The sequence below is a fragment of the Desulfobacterales bacterium genome (genome assembly GCA_034003325.1).
Classification (GTDB): domain Bacteria; phylum Desulfobacterota; class Desulfobacteria; order Desulfobacterales; family JAFDDL01; genus JAVEYW01.
In genome coordinates this window covers 22,488-39,537 of sequence record JAVEYW010000018.1, presented here as the reverse complement: position 1 = coordinate 39,537, position 17,050 = coordinate 22,488, and the positions used below count along the sequence as shown (strand labels likewise).

Sequence of the window (17,050 nt, the reverse complement as noted above, 5' to 3'; positions counted from 1 at the left end):
ACCCCGTCATTTTATAGAAGGCGGAAATCCAATATTTCCAGGGGAATCAGGATTCCCGCTGTCGCGGGAATGACGGTGGGAAGACTTCTAAGAAAGTGTCCCTTTATCCGTTATAATGTCTGAAATGGTTAAGATTATCATGATGGTCAGTATCCATGCACTTTGGAAAGAAAGATAGTGCTTCACCCGTGTATCAAAGCCAAAATTCCGGGTATCGGCGGCCTTTTGGTATATTGTTGATGACGAGCGCAATGGCCAGCATAATGCAAGCGCCTGCGGCGGTCGGTATCAGGACATACAGATAGCCGAGCTGGTGCATGGCATCGCCTCCGATCACGGCGATCAGTGCAGTGGCGCCTCCCGGCGGATGAAGTGTTTTCGTCAGGTGCATCAGGGCGATGGATACGGATACGGCCACGGACGCTGCCAACCAGGGCTGCCATCCCAAATACCGATATGCCGTCACCCCCACGATCGCCGAGAGAATATGGCCGCCGATAAGGTTCCTGGGTTGCGCCAATGGGCTGCGAACGGCGCCGTATATGAGAACCGCGGAGGCACCGAATGAGCCGATAACCATCATCAACCCGGTGTTATCCAACAGCTTAAAATGCAACAGGCTGACAGCGGCAATTCCCAAAAAACTGCCGAGCCATGACCAAAGAATCTCAATCGCGGCAACCCGTGGCGGACTTTGGGTGTGCCCCCGCCATTTTTCCAAATAATGCAATTGGTTTTCCTTTACCCGAGCCTGCAATAGGAATTAACAAGATCCGAACGTGTCACAATGCCGGCGAGCTTTCCGTCACCGCCGATAATCGGAAGGCGATTGATCTTTTTTTCCGAAAAAAGGGTCGATATTTTCGAAATCAAGGTATCCGCTTTAGCCGTGATGGCCGGCGCCGTCATGATGTCGCGGACAACCCGGTTTAACATCGGCGTTGCAACACATCCCTTATTTTTCAAGCAATGCGCGATGACTTGCATAAAAGAGCCTGTTTGTCCGGCCCCCATTTGGGCTAAAAAATCTTTTTCAGATACAACGCCCACGACTTTTCCCTCGTGATCCACCACCGGCGCGCCTGAAATTCCCTTTTCGGCCAGCAATGCGGCGGTTTCGATGAGATCCATTTCCAACCCGATGGAATGAACCGAGGTCGTCATCACATCGGCGGCGGTTAAAGAATTCAGGATTCGATTTTTTGCAAGGTTGTAAGCCGCCCGATACACTTCCTTAAAATCGGCGGGTGTAATGTCGATATACCCCTGCATCGCTTTCATGGCGTTGAGCACATCCTGCTCGGAAATATCCACTTGGCCGCAGTCGCTTTGGGTTGATTCTTTCTTCATGGGGGTTCTCTCCCGTATGCGCGCTGACCGCGCAACATTTTTTCAGAAAGCGGATAAAAAAATAATGGTAACTGCTCAGGTATTCAGGAGTCAGAAGTCAGAATGAAAGAACCCGCAAAGCTGAAGGATTCAGAAAGCGTGGAAACCTAGACAAGCTCCGGTTCCTCAATATCGCGCAAGGATCTCTTGAGGAATCACGCTACTATTTAATTCTGACTCCTGAATACTGAGTAGTTACCTCTTTTGTTGCATTCCATCACATCGATGAATGGCTTGTGACATTCGTCGATGGGTCTTTTTTATCACCGTATCTGGAAAAAATCCTTGACCCAAGTCAAGAACGTGGGTTGCGTTGATGATCCCTGCCCAGGTGAAAATTCACCCAGGACGAGGTTTTATTCAGTTCCCACATGCGCAGCGGCATCTCGTCCCGTAAAAAATCCGAAAGCCTTTTCGCGTGGTTCAGGCGGTCATAAGCCCTGACCCAGAGGCACGGTTTTTCTTTCAACCGGGTTCGCCAAACCCGGTGCGCAAGAGCGAATCCCGGCTGATCATGCCTTTAAAGCGACCGGCCTCGTCCACCACCGGCAAGCGTTTGAGCGACTTTTCGGTCATCAGGGTGATGGCCTCTTCGATCAACATTTCTTCGCGGACGGTGATCAGCCCGGTTGTCATGACCGCGTCGGCGCGGGTTTCGGTCAGACACTGTTGCAGATTGCCGTGACAGGCATTTGGTTTAAGGGCGTGTTTCGCCTTGGTCAGAAGATTCCAGATGCCCGCTTCATCCTGCTTGAAGTAGCGAAGTAAATCCCGATCCGAGATCAGGCCCAGCAGCTTGCCGTCGGCATCGACCACAGCCACCCGTTGAATGTCGTTCAAATCAATGACCCGAATCACCTCATCAATGGGGGTTTCCGGAAAAACGGTGTGCGTATCCCGTCTCAGGATATCCCCAACGCTTTTAAGCTTCGCCACCTCGATTTTTTGCGCCCGAAAGGAATTCCAGTCGGGTGCTTCCCGCATGACCGTCCGAAAAATATCCAGCCTGGAAAGCATGCCTGTAAGCCGCCCGGTTTCGTCCACCACCGGAAGGCGCTTAATGCCCTTGGCCAGCATCACATTCACGGCCTCGACCAGGGGCCGGTCTTCCGTGATGATGATTGCCGGCGTCGTCATCACCTCGGCTGCGCTTTGAGAAGCCAGCTTGCGAATGACCGTATCGGTCCGATGTTGGTCGGATGCCGCCAGAAGACCCAGCCGAAGCGGCAGGCCGCCCTTTGAAATGAGGTCTCCTTGCGTGATGACCCCGATAGGCCGGCTCTGGTCATTCACCACGGGAAGCCCCGTAAAGACCGACGAGAGCAGCAACCCCGCTGCATCACTTAAAGGGCTTTTGGCCGAAATGCGTCTGGGGGTTGTGGTCATGACATCACGGACCAGAAGCTGCCGCGGGAAAAATGAATTGCGCGTCCGATGGCTGATAACCATTAAATCATGAACCGCGATAATGCCGTCACCCACCATGCCGTTCAGGCCATCAATGACGCGCTCGGTTTCAGCAACCGGAATAACAATGTAAATACGAATCGGTAGGTTAAAGGAGAGAATTTCCAATCGCCCGGTCGTCACCTCTCCACTTTCGTAACAGCCGGCGATTCCCCGGGTGACGATACAGCGTGCCGCGATCTTCAGATTTTTAATGTACTGAACCACCGCATCGGCCACCGGCTTGTTGCGGTAGCGCGCTTCCTCGCTGGTGAAAATTTCAATTGCCTGATAAGTTAGCATTGCGCCTCCTATTTAAGCCCGCCCAGCCACATGCCGCAAAAGGTGAGTGTCAGCCCGCCGATGTTGTTGATGAGAATATTGCCCAAGGGCAGAAGCGCCATGCCGGCACGGCCGGCGTTGATGGTTTCAAGGGAGAACGAGGAGAAGGTCGTTAACGCGCCCAGATACCCGGTAATTAGAAGCAGGCGCATATCCGGTGACAGAAAACGGACCCGATCCGAGAGAGCGAATAGCAGCCCGATTAAAAAACACCCCGCGAGATTAACCAACAGCGTTCCCCATGGAAAGCCGCTTCCCCATAATTTCACCGTCAACAGGCTCACGCCGTAGCGGCTCGCCGCGCCAAAGCTGCCACCCAGCATGACCAGTCCCCATTTTTTCAGCGCCGGTAGAAACAGACGACTGCCCTCCAAAAGCGTACCGACAGCATCGGACAAAAAACCTTTGAACTGAATCAGTGCGTGAACGAACCCTTCCATTATCGATGACCCTCTCCTCGCGGCTTCCTAATGATTCATCGGTGCACCAGCGGTCATGCCGAAACTTTTCTGAGCTTAAAATTACGGGCATTGCGCTGTTTTGTCCCTTAATGAACCACAATAATCGGACAGTTCGCGTAACTCAAGACCCTTTTGGTTCAATAACAATCCATTTCAATCCGTTCCGTCCAGGGGATGGGTTTCAGCATATATGGCCGCAAACGGCTCAAGGGCTTCCCGCACCGCTTGGGTGAATTCGGCAAATAGTTTGGTCTGGTGTTTTCTTCCCTCAGGTGTTAGATCCCGGAACATAAGGGAACGCAGGCCGCGGCTGATTTCCATTTGAACACCCATGCCGCGACCGCACAAGTTGCAGATGTTGGCATGATCCGCTCCGCCAAAGGGCGGCCCCGAGCACTCGGTGATTTGAAACCCTGCATCGCGGAGTTTGTCCCGAATCCGATTCTTTAGTTCGACATCCAGCCCCCCCAGATGGACCACCGGTTCCTTTCGGGCGCTGCCGTGAATGGAGACGATGATATCCGATTGGCAGACGATCTCCATGGCGGAGGGTTCGTCGAAACACGTACTGGTGATATGCAGGGCGAGATTCCCCCCGCTCTTGATTCCCTCGAAAGAGTAGAAAGAGTGCCCTGCTCCTGCAATAGCGTCTGCGATGCGGGTCGTTCCGGGCTCGATTTCGCCGCCGTGAATGCTCAAAATGGCGATGCCGGAGCTTCCGATACGCCGCTCAATGTGGTAGTCGGTGTCCCGGCGCTCGCTTTGTTTGAGCTTTTTAAAGCTGGTATAGGGATCCATCTACTTTCCGCCACGGTATGGATGCGGGACAGGTGTGACTTGCATTTTCACATCCCCAACGGTTCTGAAATCAAACCTCATTCGATGCCGTCCCAATTGTTTCACCCATTTGATTTGTCCGTATTCAATCTATCCTTCGATGGACATTTGATTCGCTTGTCTCAGAAAAAGTGGAATTGCAGGCTGGCAACATCATTTAAATGTTTTCAGATCGATGCAGCAATTTTACTGTGGTTTGGAGTTTGTCTCCCTTAGCATCGGCACAAATCTGACGGAAACCACGTTTCGGGCCTCAACCTTGCCCTTAGTTTTGCTTAGTAGCTTGAGTTCCTGCCAATGCGTCCCAACGGGGATCACCAGCTTTCCGCCTTCGGCCAGTTGTTCAACCAACGCAGGGGGAACTTTCTCGGGCGCACAAGTGACAATTACGGCATCATAAGGCGCATATTCGGGCCATCCGATGAATCCGTCCCCATGTTTAACTTGCACGTTTGTATAGCCCAATTGTGTTAGCAATTTTCGTGAGCGGTTCGCCAGGGGTTCCGACAGCTCGATCGTATAAACCTTTCTCGCCGTTTCCGACAGAATTGCCGCCTGATACCCTGAGCCTGTTCCGATTTCCAGCACCTTCTCGTTGCCTTTCAATTCCAGTAATTCGGTCATAAGCGCAACGATATAGGGTTGGGAGATGGTCTGCCCTTCGCCAATCGGCAAAGGATGGTCCGCATAAGAAAGATGCCTGTGAACAAGCGGAACAAACAGGTGCCTGTCCACCTTGCGCATTGCCATGATAACCCGCGTGTCCTTGATGCCCCTGGCGATTAATTGCTGCTGGATCATCTCTTCTTTTTTAATGGCAAAGTTTTCCGCGGAATGGCTTTCCGCGCAAAAAAACAAGGCGGCGAAGAACAAAGCTATTTTAACCGTCATAACCTGATTCCTCCATCCCCAAGCAGTGTGACAGGGCTGTCCGGGTCTACCCCTGAGGCCGGATATCACGAATCACCACGGCACAGCCGCCTTCCTTTACAAACAGTTCCGCAGTGGCCTTGCCGGTAGCGAGGCCTGAACCGGTTTTGACTGCCCCCTCGATTCGTCAAACGAAAAGTCATCTTCGTATGTAAAAGTCACCTCTGTGTGACATGTCGCTTTCCTTTGCTTCTACGCAGAACTGCGTGTGTTAGCGGATAAAAACCCGTTTTCCAGCAATTTTTTAATGACATTGAGGCAAGACGGAATAATTTTCTCGGCGTCTACTCGCAGGTGGCCGGATAACTCCGTTACAAGATCGATTAAGGGGCGGCTGCCGTCGCAGCCGGCCAGAATGTCGCCCACGAGCCGGTCCACATTGCCGGTGATTCGAAGGCCTTTGGTTTGTGTCAAAAGCGCCTGCTTGACGGACCACCGGCTGTTTTCCGAATGCAGGACGTGTTCCAGTTGATGATCGGGTGTCAGTAGAAAGCTTTTTTGCAAAAGCTCTCGATCGTCGGACAAGGCGGTGAGCGCGTCTTGCGCGGCAAAGACCCTTAGAATCTGATCGGAGCACGAGCCATTGGCGGATTCGGAAGGGGATTGATCCGCATGAAACCAGTTCGGGCCGGAAGATCTTTTCCGAAGGATGACCGCGCCCAGGCTGATTTTTCCAATTTTCTCCCGGTCGAAGTAGGCGAGCCATTTTTCCAGTTGGGTTTGATACCGGACCGGGTCTTTGGCATAATCCCGGTGAAGCCAGCCCGCCGCGTAGGTCAGCGGATCCTCTGATCTGGAATGAATCAGCCAGGCATCGCATCTGCTCTCTGCAAGCCATTGGCGGGGTCTTTCGGGCCAGTCCTCATCGGTGTGGTGCTGCCAGTTGAAAAGGATCGTGCCAAAGGCCCCCTCGTTCATTTGCTGTGCAGCCCCCCGAAGCGCCGCTTCGCAGAAAGCGTCTCCGGCCATGGCGTTGTCGCGATATTCGAACTCATGCTCGGGTGAAATGACGAACGGCGGATTGCTGACGACAAGGTCAAATTGTTCATTTGCCACGGGCTCGTACAGACTGCCGAGACGAAAGGTTATGTTGGAAATGCCGTTGAGCCTTGCGTTGAGGGCGGCAAAGTTCAGCGCGCGCGGGTTCGTATCGGTTGCCGTGACCCGTTCGCAATGTTTGGCTGCCAGCAGCGCCTGATACCCGCCGCCCGTTCCGATATCCAGTGCGGATGCAACGGGGGTGCGAACCGTCATTTCCGCCACGGCAAGGGAGGCGGGCCCTATGCCCAACACATAGTCCGAAGGGCAGGGCTTTCCGGTATATTCCGGCCAAAAATCACGCAATAAATAGAGATCGTTATATGCAAGCAGGGCTGCTTCGGAACGAATGCCGCCGGCATCGGCCTTAAGCAGGCCGACGTTAAAAAGTTCCGAAAGCGGGAGCGGATGCAAGGCATTGCGGACGGCGCTTTCCGGCAGCGGTTGGGCCAAAATAAATAAGCGGACCAGCGTGTGAAAAGGGGTGCTCTCCGCTGTGCGAAACAATGCGACCGTTAGATCCGTCTGCCTGGTGAAGTCGGAGCTCCCGATGGCTTGCGCCACGGTCGCCTCGCAGAAGCCTTTATCGATCAAAATCCGGTGAAGATCTTGAATTTTTTCGAACCCATCCATCCGAAAGGGCGCTTTTAGATAATCGGGAAGAGGGGGCATCGTCATGCCTCCTGCCAGGGGCCGGCCAGTTGCGTGGCGGGCTGTGCGATGGACTGAAAACGGACGAGTCGGGCCATATCCTGATCTTTAAACGAGACGAGCGGCATCAGGCCCGTGTCGAGAATTTTCAGGGCCGTCCGCTCCGTCAAAAGGACTTCAGCGCACGGCTGCGTGATGGTTTCTCCTGCTTTTGTGGTGATGTGAAGGGCAAGCCGCTCTACATCCTGGAACGTGCCGGGCCGCAATTGCCATTTATCGCGGCTGAAGGCATTTGCCAGCAAAAAAGCACATACAACGGCCGGGTTGCCCCATAAATACTCATCATGGCAAGGCTTTTCAGGCATTTCCTCAAAATCAAACCGCTCCGTCGGGTCTGTGTTCGCGCCGTAGGGAAGCCGCAGGAGAAAGCGGGGAAGCGCCAGCCCCAGCCAGCAGGCCTCCGGTAAGCGTCTGAGCCTGCTCCAGGCGGCATCGGCTTCCGGCGGCAATCCGGGCCAGGCCGACGGGTCCGGAAGCTGGAACAGGGAAGGGCACCCAAGCAGCCGCACATCGGCGCCCGAGAGAAATGGGGCGCCGGAATGGTGCGCGATTTTGGCCATACGGCCCAAGGTCTCCAGATCCGAAGCATTCGGTCCGAAGCTGTACATTCCCAAGAGAAGGGACCAAGGATAAGCACCCGGCGTCAACACCGATTTTTCAACCAATAGCTTGTAGATGCCGGTGTTGCGAAGATTTTCGGCCGACCGCACGTCGGCTGCAATTTCTTCCTTGCTGACGTCGATGAGACATATGCGAAGGGTTTCGTCCGTTTCGACCCGGGAAACCAGAAAGGCCAGCGTCCGCCAGATGGCCTCCAGTTGCTGAAACGCCGGATAGTGAAGCAGTGCGCGCATCATGTCGCCGGCGGCCGTATCCAGCTTGGCTTTTAAGTCCGTGCGTAGCACGGTGGTGTCCGGCTGGGTATGGGGCGCAACCAGTTTTTGAAGAAACCGGTCCCATTGGGTTTCAAGCCGTGGCGCGGTTTTTCTTTCCTCCGGGGCGTGACCGGTGGCATCGAGTACCTGATCCAGAAAATCCGACGTGGAGGACACTTTGGGCGGGGGGGGCGGCTCGGGTTGAACGGACTTGTTTTTGGCAGCTAATTTGCCGAGCGATTCAGCGAAGGCCTTGGGATCATCCGCTTTTTTCCGGGCCGCCTGCAGGGCCTGGAACAACGCGAGCTTTGAATAAATTCGATCCGGGTGAAAGTCGTCCAGTTCCGTAAAGGAGAGCATTTCCGGCGCATCGGCGGAATCGGCAGCCGGAAGAAAAATTTGAACCTTCAGCCGGGCGAGCATCGCATCAATATTGTCCCGGTCGACTGGCAGCACCTTACGCTCTGCCAGGGACGCGCCGATTTCCATCAGGCCGCGTTGCGTTCGGCCGGAAAAATCCCCCAGCACGGCAATTTGAAACGGTGTTTCGGGCGTTCGTTGTCCCCGGTTCTCGTTCATTCCGGAAACGAGCCTGAAGTCGAGTTCTCCGAACGATATGGTCTCCGTCATGGGAAATCCTCCTAACCCGGCAAAGCCGGATGCTGGAATGCTGGGATGCTGGGATGCTGGGATGCATAAAAGCCATCTTTCACCTTCGGCGAATATACACGCAACAGCGTGCATGTTTCTGATAAAAGGTCCAATCTGGTATTGATGAATGCGAAAATAGCCATCAGCAATGAGCTATCAGCTATCAGCTATGAGCTATCAGCTATCAGCTATGAGCTATCAGCTATGAGCTATCAGCTATGAGCTATGAGATATCACCTATACAATCTCAAACACAAACCCGTCTTCTTTTATCTTGACCGAGACCTTGCTGAGCTGCTCTCCGGCCGCCATTCTGGAAAGAATCTCTTTGGACAGATCCGGCAGCAGGGTGTTGGTCAGAATATGATCGGCGTTTCTGGCGCCGCTGTCCACCTCCGTGCACCGGCGCGCAATGGATTCGATCAGATCCGGCTCGTAGACGAATTCAATGTTGCGATTGTTCCGCATTCGCTTGGCGATCCGGTTGAGCTTGAGCTGAACGATTCTGCGCATAATCTTGTCCGTAATGGGGTAATAGGGCACGACTTTCAATCGGCCTAAAAATGCCGGTTTAAAATGCTTCTGCAGCTCGGGACGCAAGGTTTCGGCCAATGCCTGCGGACCGGGTGCGGTTTCCTCGTCCGCGCAAAGCTTCATGATGGTGTCCGTACCGAGATTGGAGGTCAGGATAATGACCGTGTTTTTAAAATCAATCAGACGGCCCTCACCATCTTCCAGGGTGCCTTTGTCAAAGACCTGGTAAAAAAGCTCCATGACATCCGGATGGGCTTTTTCCACCTCGTCCAGAAGCACGACACTGTAGGGGCGCTTTCGGACCGCTTCGGTCAAAACGCCCCCTTCGCCGTATCCCACGTAGCCGGGAGGAGAGCCTTTTAACCCCGAGACCGTGTGGGATTCCTGATATTCACTCATGTTGATGGTGATGACATTTTGCTCTCCGCCGTAGAGAAGTTCCGAAAGGGCCAGTGCGGTTTCGGTCTTTCCGACCCCGCTCGGGCCGACGAACATAAAGACCGCTGTGGGCTTGGATGGATCTTCGATGCCCGCGTGCGCGATTTGAATCATCTGTCCCACGGCCGATAGTGCATGATCCTGCCCGATAATCCGCTCACCGAGCAGGGTGTTCATATTCAGCACGGTGGTGATTTCATCGGCCAGCATGCGGCCGGTGGGAATGCCGGTCCACCCGGAAATAACTTCTGAAATAATGTCGGAATCGACCGCGATCTGAACCAGGGGCGAATCCCCCTGTACTTCCTTCAGCTCGGTTTCGAGTGATTTCAATGCGGTTTGTTTTTCGATGAGGCCCTTTTCATCGGCGGGGTCCGTCTCGTGGCATTGTTGAATATCAAGCCGCAGATTGCGAATCTTTGTGGCCACATTCATCTCTTTTTGCCATTTTTCGGTCATGGCATCGATGTTGGCCTGAGTTTCCGTTTTTTCTTTTGTCAGCTCTTCAAGGCGTGCGTCGTGATCCTTGCCGACGAGGGATTCGCGTGTAAGCAGTTTGGCTTCCCGTTCGATTTGTCCGATCAGGCGGGTGGCTGCTTCGAGTGCGGGCGGCTGAGTAGTCAGGCCGATGGCTACCCGCGCGCAGGCCGTATCCAGAACGCTCACGGCCTTATCCGGCAACTGGCGGCCCACGAGATACCGGTGGGACAATCGGACCGCATCGAGCAGCGCCGCATCGGTGATCATGACCTTATGATGCTTCTCCAGAAAAGGGCCGATGGCGCGCATCATGACCATGGCTTTTTCCTCGTCCGGCTCTTCCACTTTGACGACCTGAAACCTTCGGGCGAGAGCTGCGTCCTTTTCAAAATATTTCTTGTATTCCGCCCAGGTCGTGGCCGCGATGGTGCGCAGCTCGCCGCGGGCAAGTGCGGGTTTTAACAAGTTGGCTGCGTCTCCCGCGCCCGCGGCGCCGCCCGCGCCGATCAGGGTATGGGCTTCATCAATGAACAGAATGATGGGGACAGGGGATGCCTTTACTTCATCAATGACCGATTTGAGCCTGTTTTCAAATTCTCCCTTGATGCCGGCGCCGGCTTGCAACAGGCCCAGGTCCAGGGTGTGAAGGGTGACATTCTGAAGAATCGGCGGCACATCGCCTTCCACAATCCGTAAGGCAAAGCCTTCCACCACGGCGGTTTTGCCCACGCCTGCCTCGCCCGTGAGAATCGGGTTGTTCTGGCGCCGCCGGATCAGAATGTCCACCATTTGCCGAATTTCAAAATCCCGGCCCAGAACCGGATCGATTTCGCCTTTTTTGGCCCGGTCGGTGAGGTTGATCGTGTACTGGTCCAGGGCTTTGGTGCCGGCGGGGCCGCCGGGACGCGCTGGCGCGCCGGCCGGAGCACCCGTTGAGGCCGCCTCTTTATCCTCGACCGAGCCGGATATGATGTCCATGAACTGTTGACTCAAGGCCTCAACGGACACTTTTTTGAGGATGTCCGAGCTGGTGGTGATTACCCGCCGCATCTCTTCATCGCTCAACAGGGCGAGCAGAATATGACCGGAACGCACGGCTGCGGCCTGATAGTCGACCGACGCGGCCAGCCAGGCCGCCTGAACCAGTTTGGGAATTTGCGGCGAAAGCGCAGGCGTTCGGGCATTTCCGGTTTTAAAGCTTTCCATGGCGCGGCTGAGATCAGCGGTGAGCCGGGTGTCATTGATCTCGAAATGCCGAAGAATTTTCTGAAGATCGGTATCCGGAAGTTCCATCAGCTTCATCAGGAAATGCTCGATGTCCACCTCATAGTGCGTTTGGGAGAGGCATAAGCCCGCTGCCGATTCAAGCGCGCTTCGGCAGGTACGATTGAGTTTTCCGATAAGGGACTTGAGGTTTGAACTCGGCATGATAACACTCCTTTTGTGCGTTGGCGGTTAATTCCTGAAAGCTGTTGGCCCGTTGCCGCCTCACCGGTTAAACGGACTTTCTGCTTCGAATGTCTTTCTCCTGAAACGTCAGGTTCGGATTCCGGCTGAACGTTGCTCCGGGCGCTGAAAGCCAGGTCGTCCATCCCAGTTTGGGGCCGGCGGGGGACGAATCCCCCAGAATGCACGGCGGCACTTCTTCCCGTTTCAAATAGATTCTGATTTCAAATTCAAATTCCGCGCCTACCATGTAACGAACCAGCGCGAAAATAGGTCGAATCATGTCTCCGGACGGAATAAATCTTAGAAATTCAACCAAGGTCATGGGCCCTAAATTGACCCGGAATTTTGTCTGGCTTTCCCATACATGGCTGCCGCAGACGGCATCTTCTCCGAGACGGGCGTTGGCGGCGCCGAGCCGGGTCCGGTCTTCGGGCTCAAGCGGCAAGAGCCGATCGATGAATTGATCGAGAAATACGCGGGTTCCTGCCAGATAGGCCACGGTGGCTTCAATGGAAACGGCGGCGGCCATCGGTCTGGCCAGCAACCCGCTGTAAAAAACGATCGATTCTTCCGGAAGACCGATCATGCGGGTCAGTCCGGGGGTTCCCAGCCCGGCAAGGCTCAGTAAATACCGCGACAGCCGATCATTGGCGCCGGGGACATAATTTTCAGGAAAGCGGTGTTTCTTCCATGCCAGGTAGAAAAGGGAAATCAGCCGGTGATGAAAGAGATCGAAAAAAGACGTCAGTGTAAAATCTTTCTCCAGATTTCTCCTTTGAGCCAGCTCATTATACCAATAGGGAAGCACGCCCGAAGGCCCGATGAGGCCCATGAAAGCAATTTGCATGCTGGTGGGTGCATTTTCCCCCGGAGTTTCTTTCAACCCCGCAATATCACTGGCCGGAAAAAGAATGCCGGGCTTAACTGAAAAGCGTACGGCCTCCCTGTCCGGTTCCGGCGTTTGACCCAGCGGCCTTTTTCCCGGCGCCAGGGTTTCCAGAAGATGGACCGCCTTGTAAAAGGAGAAATTGAAGAATTCTTCAAAAAGGCGTTCTTTTATAGTAATATTCGATGACCGCTTCGGGGCGCCCACTGCTTTATCGTCTCACTTCTCTGTATGGCCTTGGCCGTCAATTGTGAAAATGAGTTAACGCTCACATACTGAGCCAGAAACCGTTCCAGTACGCAGGCGAACAGGTAAAGACCCGTCCCCACATATTTATCTTCGTCAAAGGTGATGGTGACACCCATACCACGGCAAAACGAATGGCCGATACGCCGGGTGATGTGTTGTGAATCGACCGATACGAGGCCGTTGATTTGCTGCCGGGTGGTCGGCGAGTCGTCGAAGTCATATAACCTGAGAATTTCCCGCAACGCCCCTTCCCCCTCGCTTACGAGAGAAAGATAGTTCAATGACAGATGAGAGATCATGCGCCATTGCAGCGCGCCTCCCCTGGGCGGCCGGTGAACGGGGGTCGGTTTGACAAGACAATGTATGCGTGCGACCGGCGCGGCGGTTTCCAGATCAAAATCACCATTGCGGTCGCCGAAAGGCAGCCGAGCCGGCAAATCCCGATTCAGGCAGGTGGTGTGAACGTTGAGAATTTCAACGCCCGGGTCGGTCGGCTTGAAGTCAAGATCCGCGAAGGATAGAAAAACTTCCGTTCCCTGGTCTTCTTTTCGGCCCGAGCTGCGGCGCTGAAGATGCCAGAAGGCGCGGCGTTCTTGCAACGTCCCTTCTCCCAAATGATGGCGTATCGAATAAAACGGTTTGTATTCTATTGGTTTGCCCGGTTGATCCGGAGCGCTGGCGGTCACCCGGTCCACGGAGAATATTTCCATGGCTTCCTGCCGCCGGACGTCCGGAACCACGCGGTATTCGGTCTTTTGCTGCTCATAGCGGATGGGTTCGGCGATGCGGGTAAAGAGGTTGACGACGGGTGCCGTATTTAAGTGAAACGTGTCTTTATTGATCACGATATTGGATTTAACGTTCCGGTTCAGATAAATTCTGATCGTCATTTCGTCGGAGATATTTTCGTTGCGAAGTTTTTCCAGGCCCGTCAGATCAAAATAAAGAAATTTTTCCGGAAAGAAAAAGTATTCCAACAGCAGAAGATAGCCTGGAAAAGAGCGGCGTGGCAGCGGCAGGGATTCTTCATCCAGATTAAATCCCACCGGTTTAATGGCGGACACGGGAAGGTCGATTTCGAGGGGTTTACCCTGTGCCGTGGTGGTTTCGCATTCCACATGACACGTATGATTAAAAATAAGCTCATACAGGTTAAAAATATGCTGGGACGGCCCATTGAGATAAAACCGAAGGGATTGCCACGACAGCTGGTTAAAACTGACTTTGTTATACGTGTTAAGCCGAATACCGATCGCCTTTTGGGCGCCTTTTTTGAGTTGCTTGGGATCTTCCATGCCGGCATCGGACACGGCTATGGGCCAGAGCGTAACCGGCTGGCTGGTTCGGAACTGACAAGGGACGCCGCCCACCGGTTTGGAATAAAGCTTCGTGCCTTTTTCGATTGAATACCCCGATGGGGGAATGTTTTGCAGAATCGGATCGAACCTCACAATCGACATAGAAGGTATGGGATTGATATAATGCGGAAAAACGATGCTCAGCAACGATTCGGTGATCTCGGGAAAATCGTCATCGATTTTTTTATGAATGCGGCCGCTTAAAAAGGCAAAGGCCTCGATTAGCCGCTCGGTGTGCGGATCTTCGCATTTATCCGGCTCCAGCAGCAATCGTCCCGCGATTTTGGGATACTTTTGGGCAAACTCCGCCCCCATCTCACGGATGAACGTCAATTCCCGCTCATAATAAGTTAACAATTTATCTTCCATGTCATATCATTTTGCGCTGCGCTTCACTCGTTATGATTTAAGAATTGGGCCGGTATGCTTCGAACAACTTATTTTGAGATAATGCACTCGCTCCGGTTCATATCAAAAAACGTGTCAAAGGATATCGGCTCACTGATCGGTTCGACCACCAGCATGGCGGTGATTCGAAACCGAAGCTGGCGATGGCTCTGACCCGCGGTTTCAAGATGGACCCGAACATTTTTCAGGCGCGGCTCAAACCTGGCGATGGTCTTTTCGATATCCCGCCTTAATTGCTGCTGAACCGCGATGCTTTTCGGATTTGAGGCCGTAAAGTCGGCAACGCCGTAAGCATACAGCGAATTAATCACTTCCGGATAGCCTGTTGCCGGTTGCAGGATTCGACGCCGGGAATTGAGGAGCTGCTCAAGATCCTGCATAACCGACGCTCTGATTTGCGCCACACTTAGCACCCGGTCCTGAACAGACTCGCCCGAAACGCCGGGCGTCTCGTCCACGAGCCTGTCCAGAATGGAGGTGCGAAGGTTATGACGGTCGTTTTCCCACCGGGCCAATTAGGATCAGCCTCCCTTGTTGGTTTTCAGATCCCAGTAGGCTTTCACGTCGCCCATGGGTTTTCCCGCCTTATCGGTCCCCGTATAGGTCCATTCTATCTTGCTGTAAGCAAAGGAAACTTCTTCAAGCGGGAGCGGTTCACTGCCTTGAGAGGAGCCTCCTGGGCGTACGCTGCTGACGATCACATCCGACATGAGATATTCCATGTACTTTACCTTGTCACCGCCCGCCCGGCACAACTCCACCTTGATATCTTTAATGTGGCGACCGTCGGAGCAAAACAGGGCCAGTTTCGGCGACGCCTTGTCAAGGGTTTTTACGACGGAAAAAGGCTCATGATCGCACCGCTCGGCGCTTCTGCCGCCGCCGCTGCTGATGGAGCCGGACGCGGGTTGTGAGACCCCGTGGCTATACGAGAGCAGCTCGATCCAGTCTTTGTGCTTATCGTCGGTGCTCTCACCGGGAATGCCATCTATTTTGAGAAAACAGTCAAATGCCATGGGTGAAATCCTCCTTTTATTTGCGGGTTATATGATTGGTGCATGCGATTACCCTTTTGCGGGCGGCGGCAATTCGGCCACCAGTCGTAAGGATACGGTTAATTCATCCAACTGATAATGCGGTCTTAGAAAAGATACGGCCCGGTATGCGCCCGGCTTACCGGGAATTTCCGACACATCGATTCTGGCTTCCCGCAGCGGGTGGCTAGCCTTGGCATCCTGGCCCGCATTATCATCCAGGAGAACATAATTGGCGATCCATCGGTTCAGAAAATCCTCCGCGTTTTGACGGCTCATGAAGCTGCCGATTTTATCGCGCATCATGGCCTTCAGGTAATGGGCAAATCTGGAAACAGCCAGAATGTACTGAAGCTGCGAGGAAAGCCGTGCATTGGCGTTGGCAAAATCCGTGTCGTACTTTCGGGGTTTATTGGCAGTCTGCGTGCTGAAAAACGCCGCGTAATCGGTTCCCTTGCAATGAACCAGGGGAATAAACCCGTTATCGGCAAGCTCTTTTTCACGCCGGTCCGTAATCGCGATTTCAGTGGGACACTTAAGGGCGACATCCCCCTCATCGGTTCTGAAGGTATGCACCGGCAGCCCTTCGACCAGCCCGCCGCCTTCAACGCCGCGAATGGCCGCACACCAGTGATATTTGGCAAAAGCGCTCGTTAATCGCGTACCGAGCGCGTAGGCGGCGTTTCCCCACAAGTACTTGCTATGGTCGGTGCCGTCCACGGCTTCCTCATAATTGAATTTTTCAACGGGTACGTTTGCCTGACCGTAGGGCAGCCGCATCAGAATATGCGGCATCGCAAGCCCCACGTATTTGGCGTCATCCGAATCCCGGAAGGATTTCCATTTGGCGTATTCCGTGCTTTGAAATATTTTGGTTAAATCCCTGGGACCGCCGAGCTCCGTAAAGCTGTCAAAATTGAACATCTTGGGCGAGGCCGCGGAAATGAAGGGTGCGTGGGCTGCAGCCGCCACATGGGAAATCTCCTCGAGCAGCGTCAGGTCCTGGGGATGATTTTGAAATTCATAGTCTCCGATCAGCGCGCCGTAAGCGGCGCCGCCGAACATGCCGAATTCCTCTTCGTAGATTTTCTTGAAAAGCGCAGACTGGTCAAATTCGCTTGCTTTTTCCATGTCCTTGAGCAGGTCTTTTTTCGATACGTTCATCACCCGAATTTTCAGTGACGCGCCGGTTTCACTTTGCTGGACCAGATAGTTCAGTCCGCGCCAGGACCCCTCGAGTTTCTGGAAATCGGGATGATGCATGACTTCATTGAGCTGCTTTGAAAGCAGGTGATCGATCTGGGCGATTCTGGCATTGATCATGGCGACGGTGTCCTTTGAAACCGTCATGGTGCCCTCCATAATCTGAGCCGCGAATTCTCCCAGAAGATTTTTTGCCCATTGCCGTTTGCCTTCATCCCGGACCATGCGGCCGTCATCGATGATTTTATCCAGCAGGCTTTTTTCTTCTTCAACCACGGTAGCCCCTGCGGCTCCCGATTGGGCTTGCGTTTCTTTATCCGTCATGGGTCCC

At 53.8% G+C, this 17,050-nt stretch carries 15 protein-coding genes; 1 reads left to right on the top strand and 14 read right to left on the bottom strand.

The genetic code is table 11. The annotated features are described in order from the left end of the window. Window positions 1–193: 193 nt before the first annotated feature. Both RBT11_16975 and RBT11_16970 read right to left on the bottom strand, forming a co-directional pair. Entirely contained in the window at window positions 194–730 is a 537-nt protein-coding gene (locus RBT11_16975; GenBank protein MDX9788473.1) for an HPP family protein, read from the bottom strand. Window positions 731–741: 11 nt separating this feature from the next. Next, window positions 742–1,350 (bottom strand): CBS domain-containing protein, encoded by a 609-nt coding sequence (locus tag RBT11_16970; GenBank protein ID MDX9788472.1) that lies wholly within the window; start codon window positions 1,348–1,350, stop codon window positions 742–744. Window positions 1,351–1,421: 71 nt separating this feature from the next. On the opposite strand from RBT11_16970, the gene RBT11_16965 reads away from it, so the two are divergent. After that, complete coding sequence (locus tag RBT11_16965; GenBank protein ID MDX9788471.1) at window positions 1,422–1,580, top strand: four helix bundle protein; 159 nt, start codon at window positions 1,422–1,424, stop codon at window positions 1,578–1,580. A 274-nt stretch (window positions 1,581–1,854) separates the two neighbouring features. On the opposite strand, the gene RBT11_16960 is transcribed toward RBT11_16965, so the two are convergent. From RBT11_16960 to tssC, 12 genes are all read right to left on the bottom strand, one after another. Beyond that, window positions 1,855–3,138, bottom strand: coding sequence for a DUF190 domain-containing protein (locus RBT11_16960; protein MDX9788470.1), 1,284 nt, complete (start codon window positions 3,136–3,138; stop codon window positions 1,855–1,857). Window positions 3,139–3,146: 8 nt separating this feature from the next. Beyond that, window positions 3,147–3,617: a fluoride efflux transporter CrcB gene (gene crcB, locus RBT11_16955; protein MDX9788469.1), complete on the bottom strand. Its 471-nt coding sequence runs from the start codon at window positions 3,615–3,617 to the stop codon at window positions 3,147–3,149. Between the two features lie 174 nt (window positions 3,618–3,791). Further along, window positions 3,792–4,436 carry a poly-gamma-glutamate hydrolase family protein gene (locus RBT11_16950; GenBank protein MDX9788468.1) on the bottom strand — a complete coding sequence of 215 codons (645 nt, stop codon included), beginning with the start codon at window positions 4,434–4,436 and terminating at the stop codon, window positions 3,792–3,794. A gap of 225 nt (window positions 4,437–4,661) precedes the next feature. Continuing rightward, complete coding sequence (locus tag RBT11_16945) at window positions 4,662–5,366, bottom strand: protein-L-isoaspartate(D-aspartate) O-methyltransferase (GenBank protein ID MDX9788467.1); 705 nt, start codon at window positions 5,364–5,366, stop codon at window positions 4,662–4,664. A gap of 231 nt (window positions 5,367–5,597) precedes the next feature. Next, on the bottom strand, window positions 5,598–7,115 hold the full coding sequence (locus RBT11_16940; GenBank protein MDX9788466.1) for a class I SAM-dependent methyltransferase: 1,518 nt from the start codon (window positions 7,113–7,115) through the stop codon (window positions 5,598–5,600). 2 nt (window positions 7,116–7,117) lie between these two features. Beyond that, window positions 7,118–8,659 (bottom strand): type VI secretion system contractile sheath large subunit, encoded by a 1,542-nt coding sequence (locus tag RBT11_16935; GenBank protein MDX9788465.1) that lies wholly within the window; start codon window positions 8,657–8,659, stop codon window positions 7,118–7,120. Window positions 8,660–8,917: 258 nt separating this feature from the next. Continuing rightward, complete coding sequence (gene tssH, locus RBT11_16930) at window positions 8,918–11,560, bottom strand: type VI secretion system ATPase TssH (protein MDX9788464.1); 2,643 nt, start codon at window positions 11,558–11,560, stop codon at window positions 8,918–8,920. A gap of 67 nt (window positions 11,561–11,627) precedes the next feature. Continuing rightward, a complete protein-coding gene (gene tssG, locus RBT11_16925) occupies window positions 11,628–12,674 on the bottom strand; it encodes a type VI secretion system baseplate subunit TssG (protein MDX9788463.1) in 1,047 nt (348 codons plus the stop codon). Next, on the bottom strand, window positions 12,638–14,443 hold the full coding sequence (gene tssF, locus RBT11_16920) for a type VI secretion system baseplate subunit TssF (protein ID MDX9788462.1): 1,806 nt from the start codon (window positions 14,441–14,443) through the stop codon (window positions 12,638–12,640). Before tssF ends, tssG begins: the two co-directional genes overlap by 37 nt. 68 nt (window positions 14,444–14,511) lie before the next feature. Beyond that, a complete protein-coding gene (gene tssE, locus RBT11_16915; protein MDX9788461.1) occupies window positions 14,512–14,997 on the bottom strand; it encodes a type VI secretion system baseplate subunit TssE in 486 nt (161 codons plus the stop codon). A 6-nt stretch (window positions 14,998–15,003) separates the two neighbouring features. Next, entirely contained in the window at window positions 15,004–15,498 is a 495-nt protein-coding gene (locus RBT11_16910; GenBank protein MDX9788460.1) for a type VI secretion system tube protein Hcp, read from the bottom strand. Window positions 15,499–15,546: 48 nt separating this feature from the next. After that, entirely contained in the window at window positions 15,547–17,043 is a 1,497-nt protein-coding gene (gene tssC / locus RBT11_16905) for a type VI secretion system contractile sheath large subunit (GenBank protein ID MDX9788459.1), read from the bottom strand. Between the last annotated feature and the right edge of the window lie 7 nt (window positions 17,044–17,050).

Excerpts from the sequence above, each read along its gene's own strand:
- RBT11_16970 (MDX9788472.1), bottom strand. The coding sequence starts at position 1,350 with ATGAAGAAAGAATCAACCCAAAGCGACTGCGGCCAAGTGGATATTTCC.
- RBT11_16960 (MDX9788470.1), bottom strand. The coding sequence starts at position 3,138 with ATGCTAACTTATCAGGCAATTGAAATTTTCACCAGCGAGGAAGCGCGC.
- crcB (MDX9788469.1), bottom strand. The coding sequence starts at position 3,617 with ATGGAAGGGTTCGTTCACGCACTGATTCAGTTCAAAGGTTTTTTGTCC.
- RBT11_16950 (MDX9788468.1), bottom strand. The coding sequence starts at position 4,436 with ATGGATCCCTATACCAGCTTTAAAAAGCTCAAACAAAGCGAGCGCCGG.
- RBT11_16945 (MDX9788467.1), bottom strand. The coding sequence starts at position 5,366 with ATGACGGTTAAAATAGCTTTGTTCTTCGCCGCCTTGTTTTTTTGCGCG.
- RBT11_16940 (MDX9788466.1), bottom strand. The coding sequence starts at position 7,115 with ATGCCCCCTCTTCCCGATTATCTAAAAGCGCCCTTTCGGATGGATGGG.
- RBT11_16935 (MDX9788465.1), bottom strand. The coding sequence starts at position 8,659 with ATGACGGAGACCATATCGTTCGGAGAACTCGACTTCAGGCTCGTTTCC.
- tssH (MDX9788464.1), bottom strand. The coding sequence starts at position 11,560 with ATGCCGAGTTCAAACCTCAAGTCCCTTATCGGAAAACTCAATCGTACC.
- tssF (MDX9788462.1), bottom strand. The coding sequence starts at position 14,443 with ATGGAAGATAAATTGTTAACTTATTATGAGCGGGAATTGACGTTCATC.
- RBT11_16910 (MDX9788460.1), bottom strand. The coding sequence starts at position 15,498 with ATGGCATTTGACTGTTTTCTCAAAATAGATGGCATTCCCGGTGAGAGC.
- tssC (MDX9788459.1), bottom strand. The coding sequence starts at position 17,043 with ATGACGGATAAAGAAACGCAAGCCCAATCGGGAGCCGCAGGGGCTACC.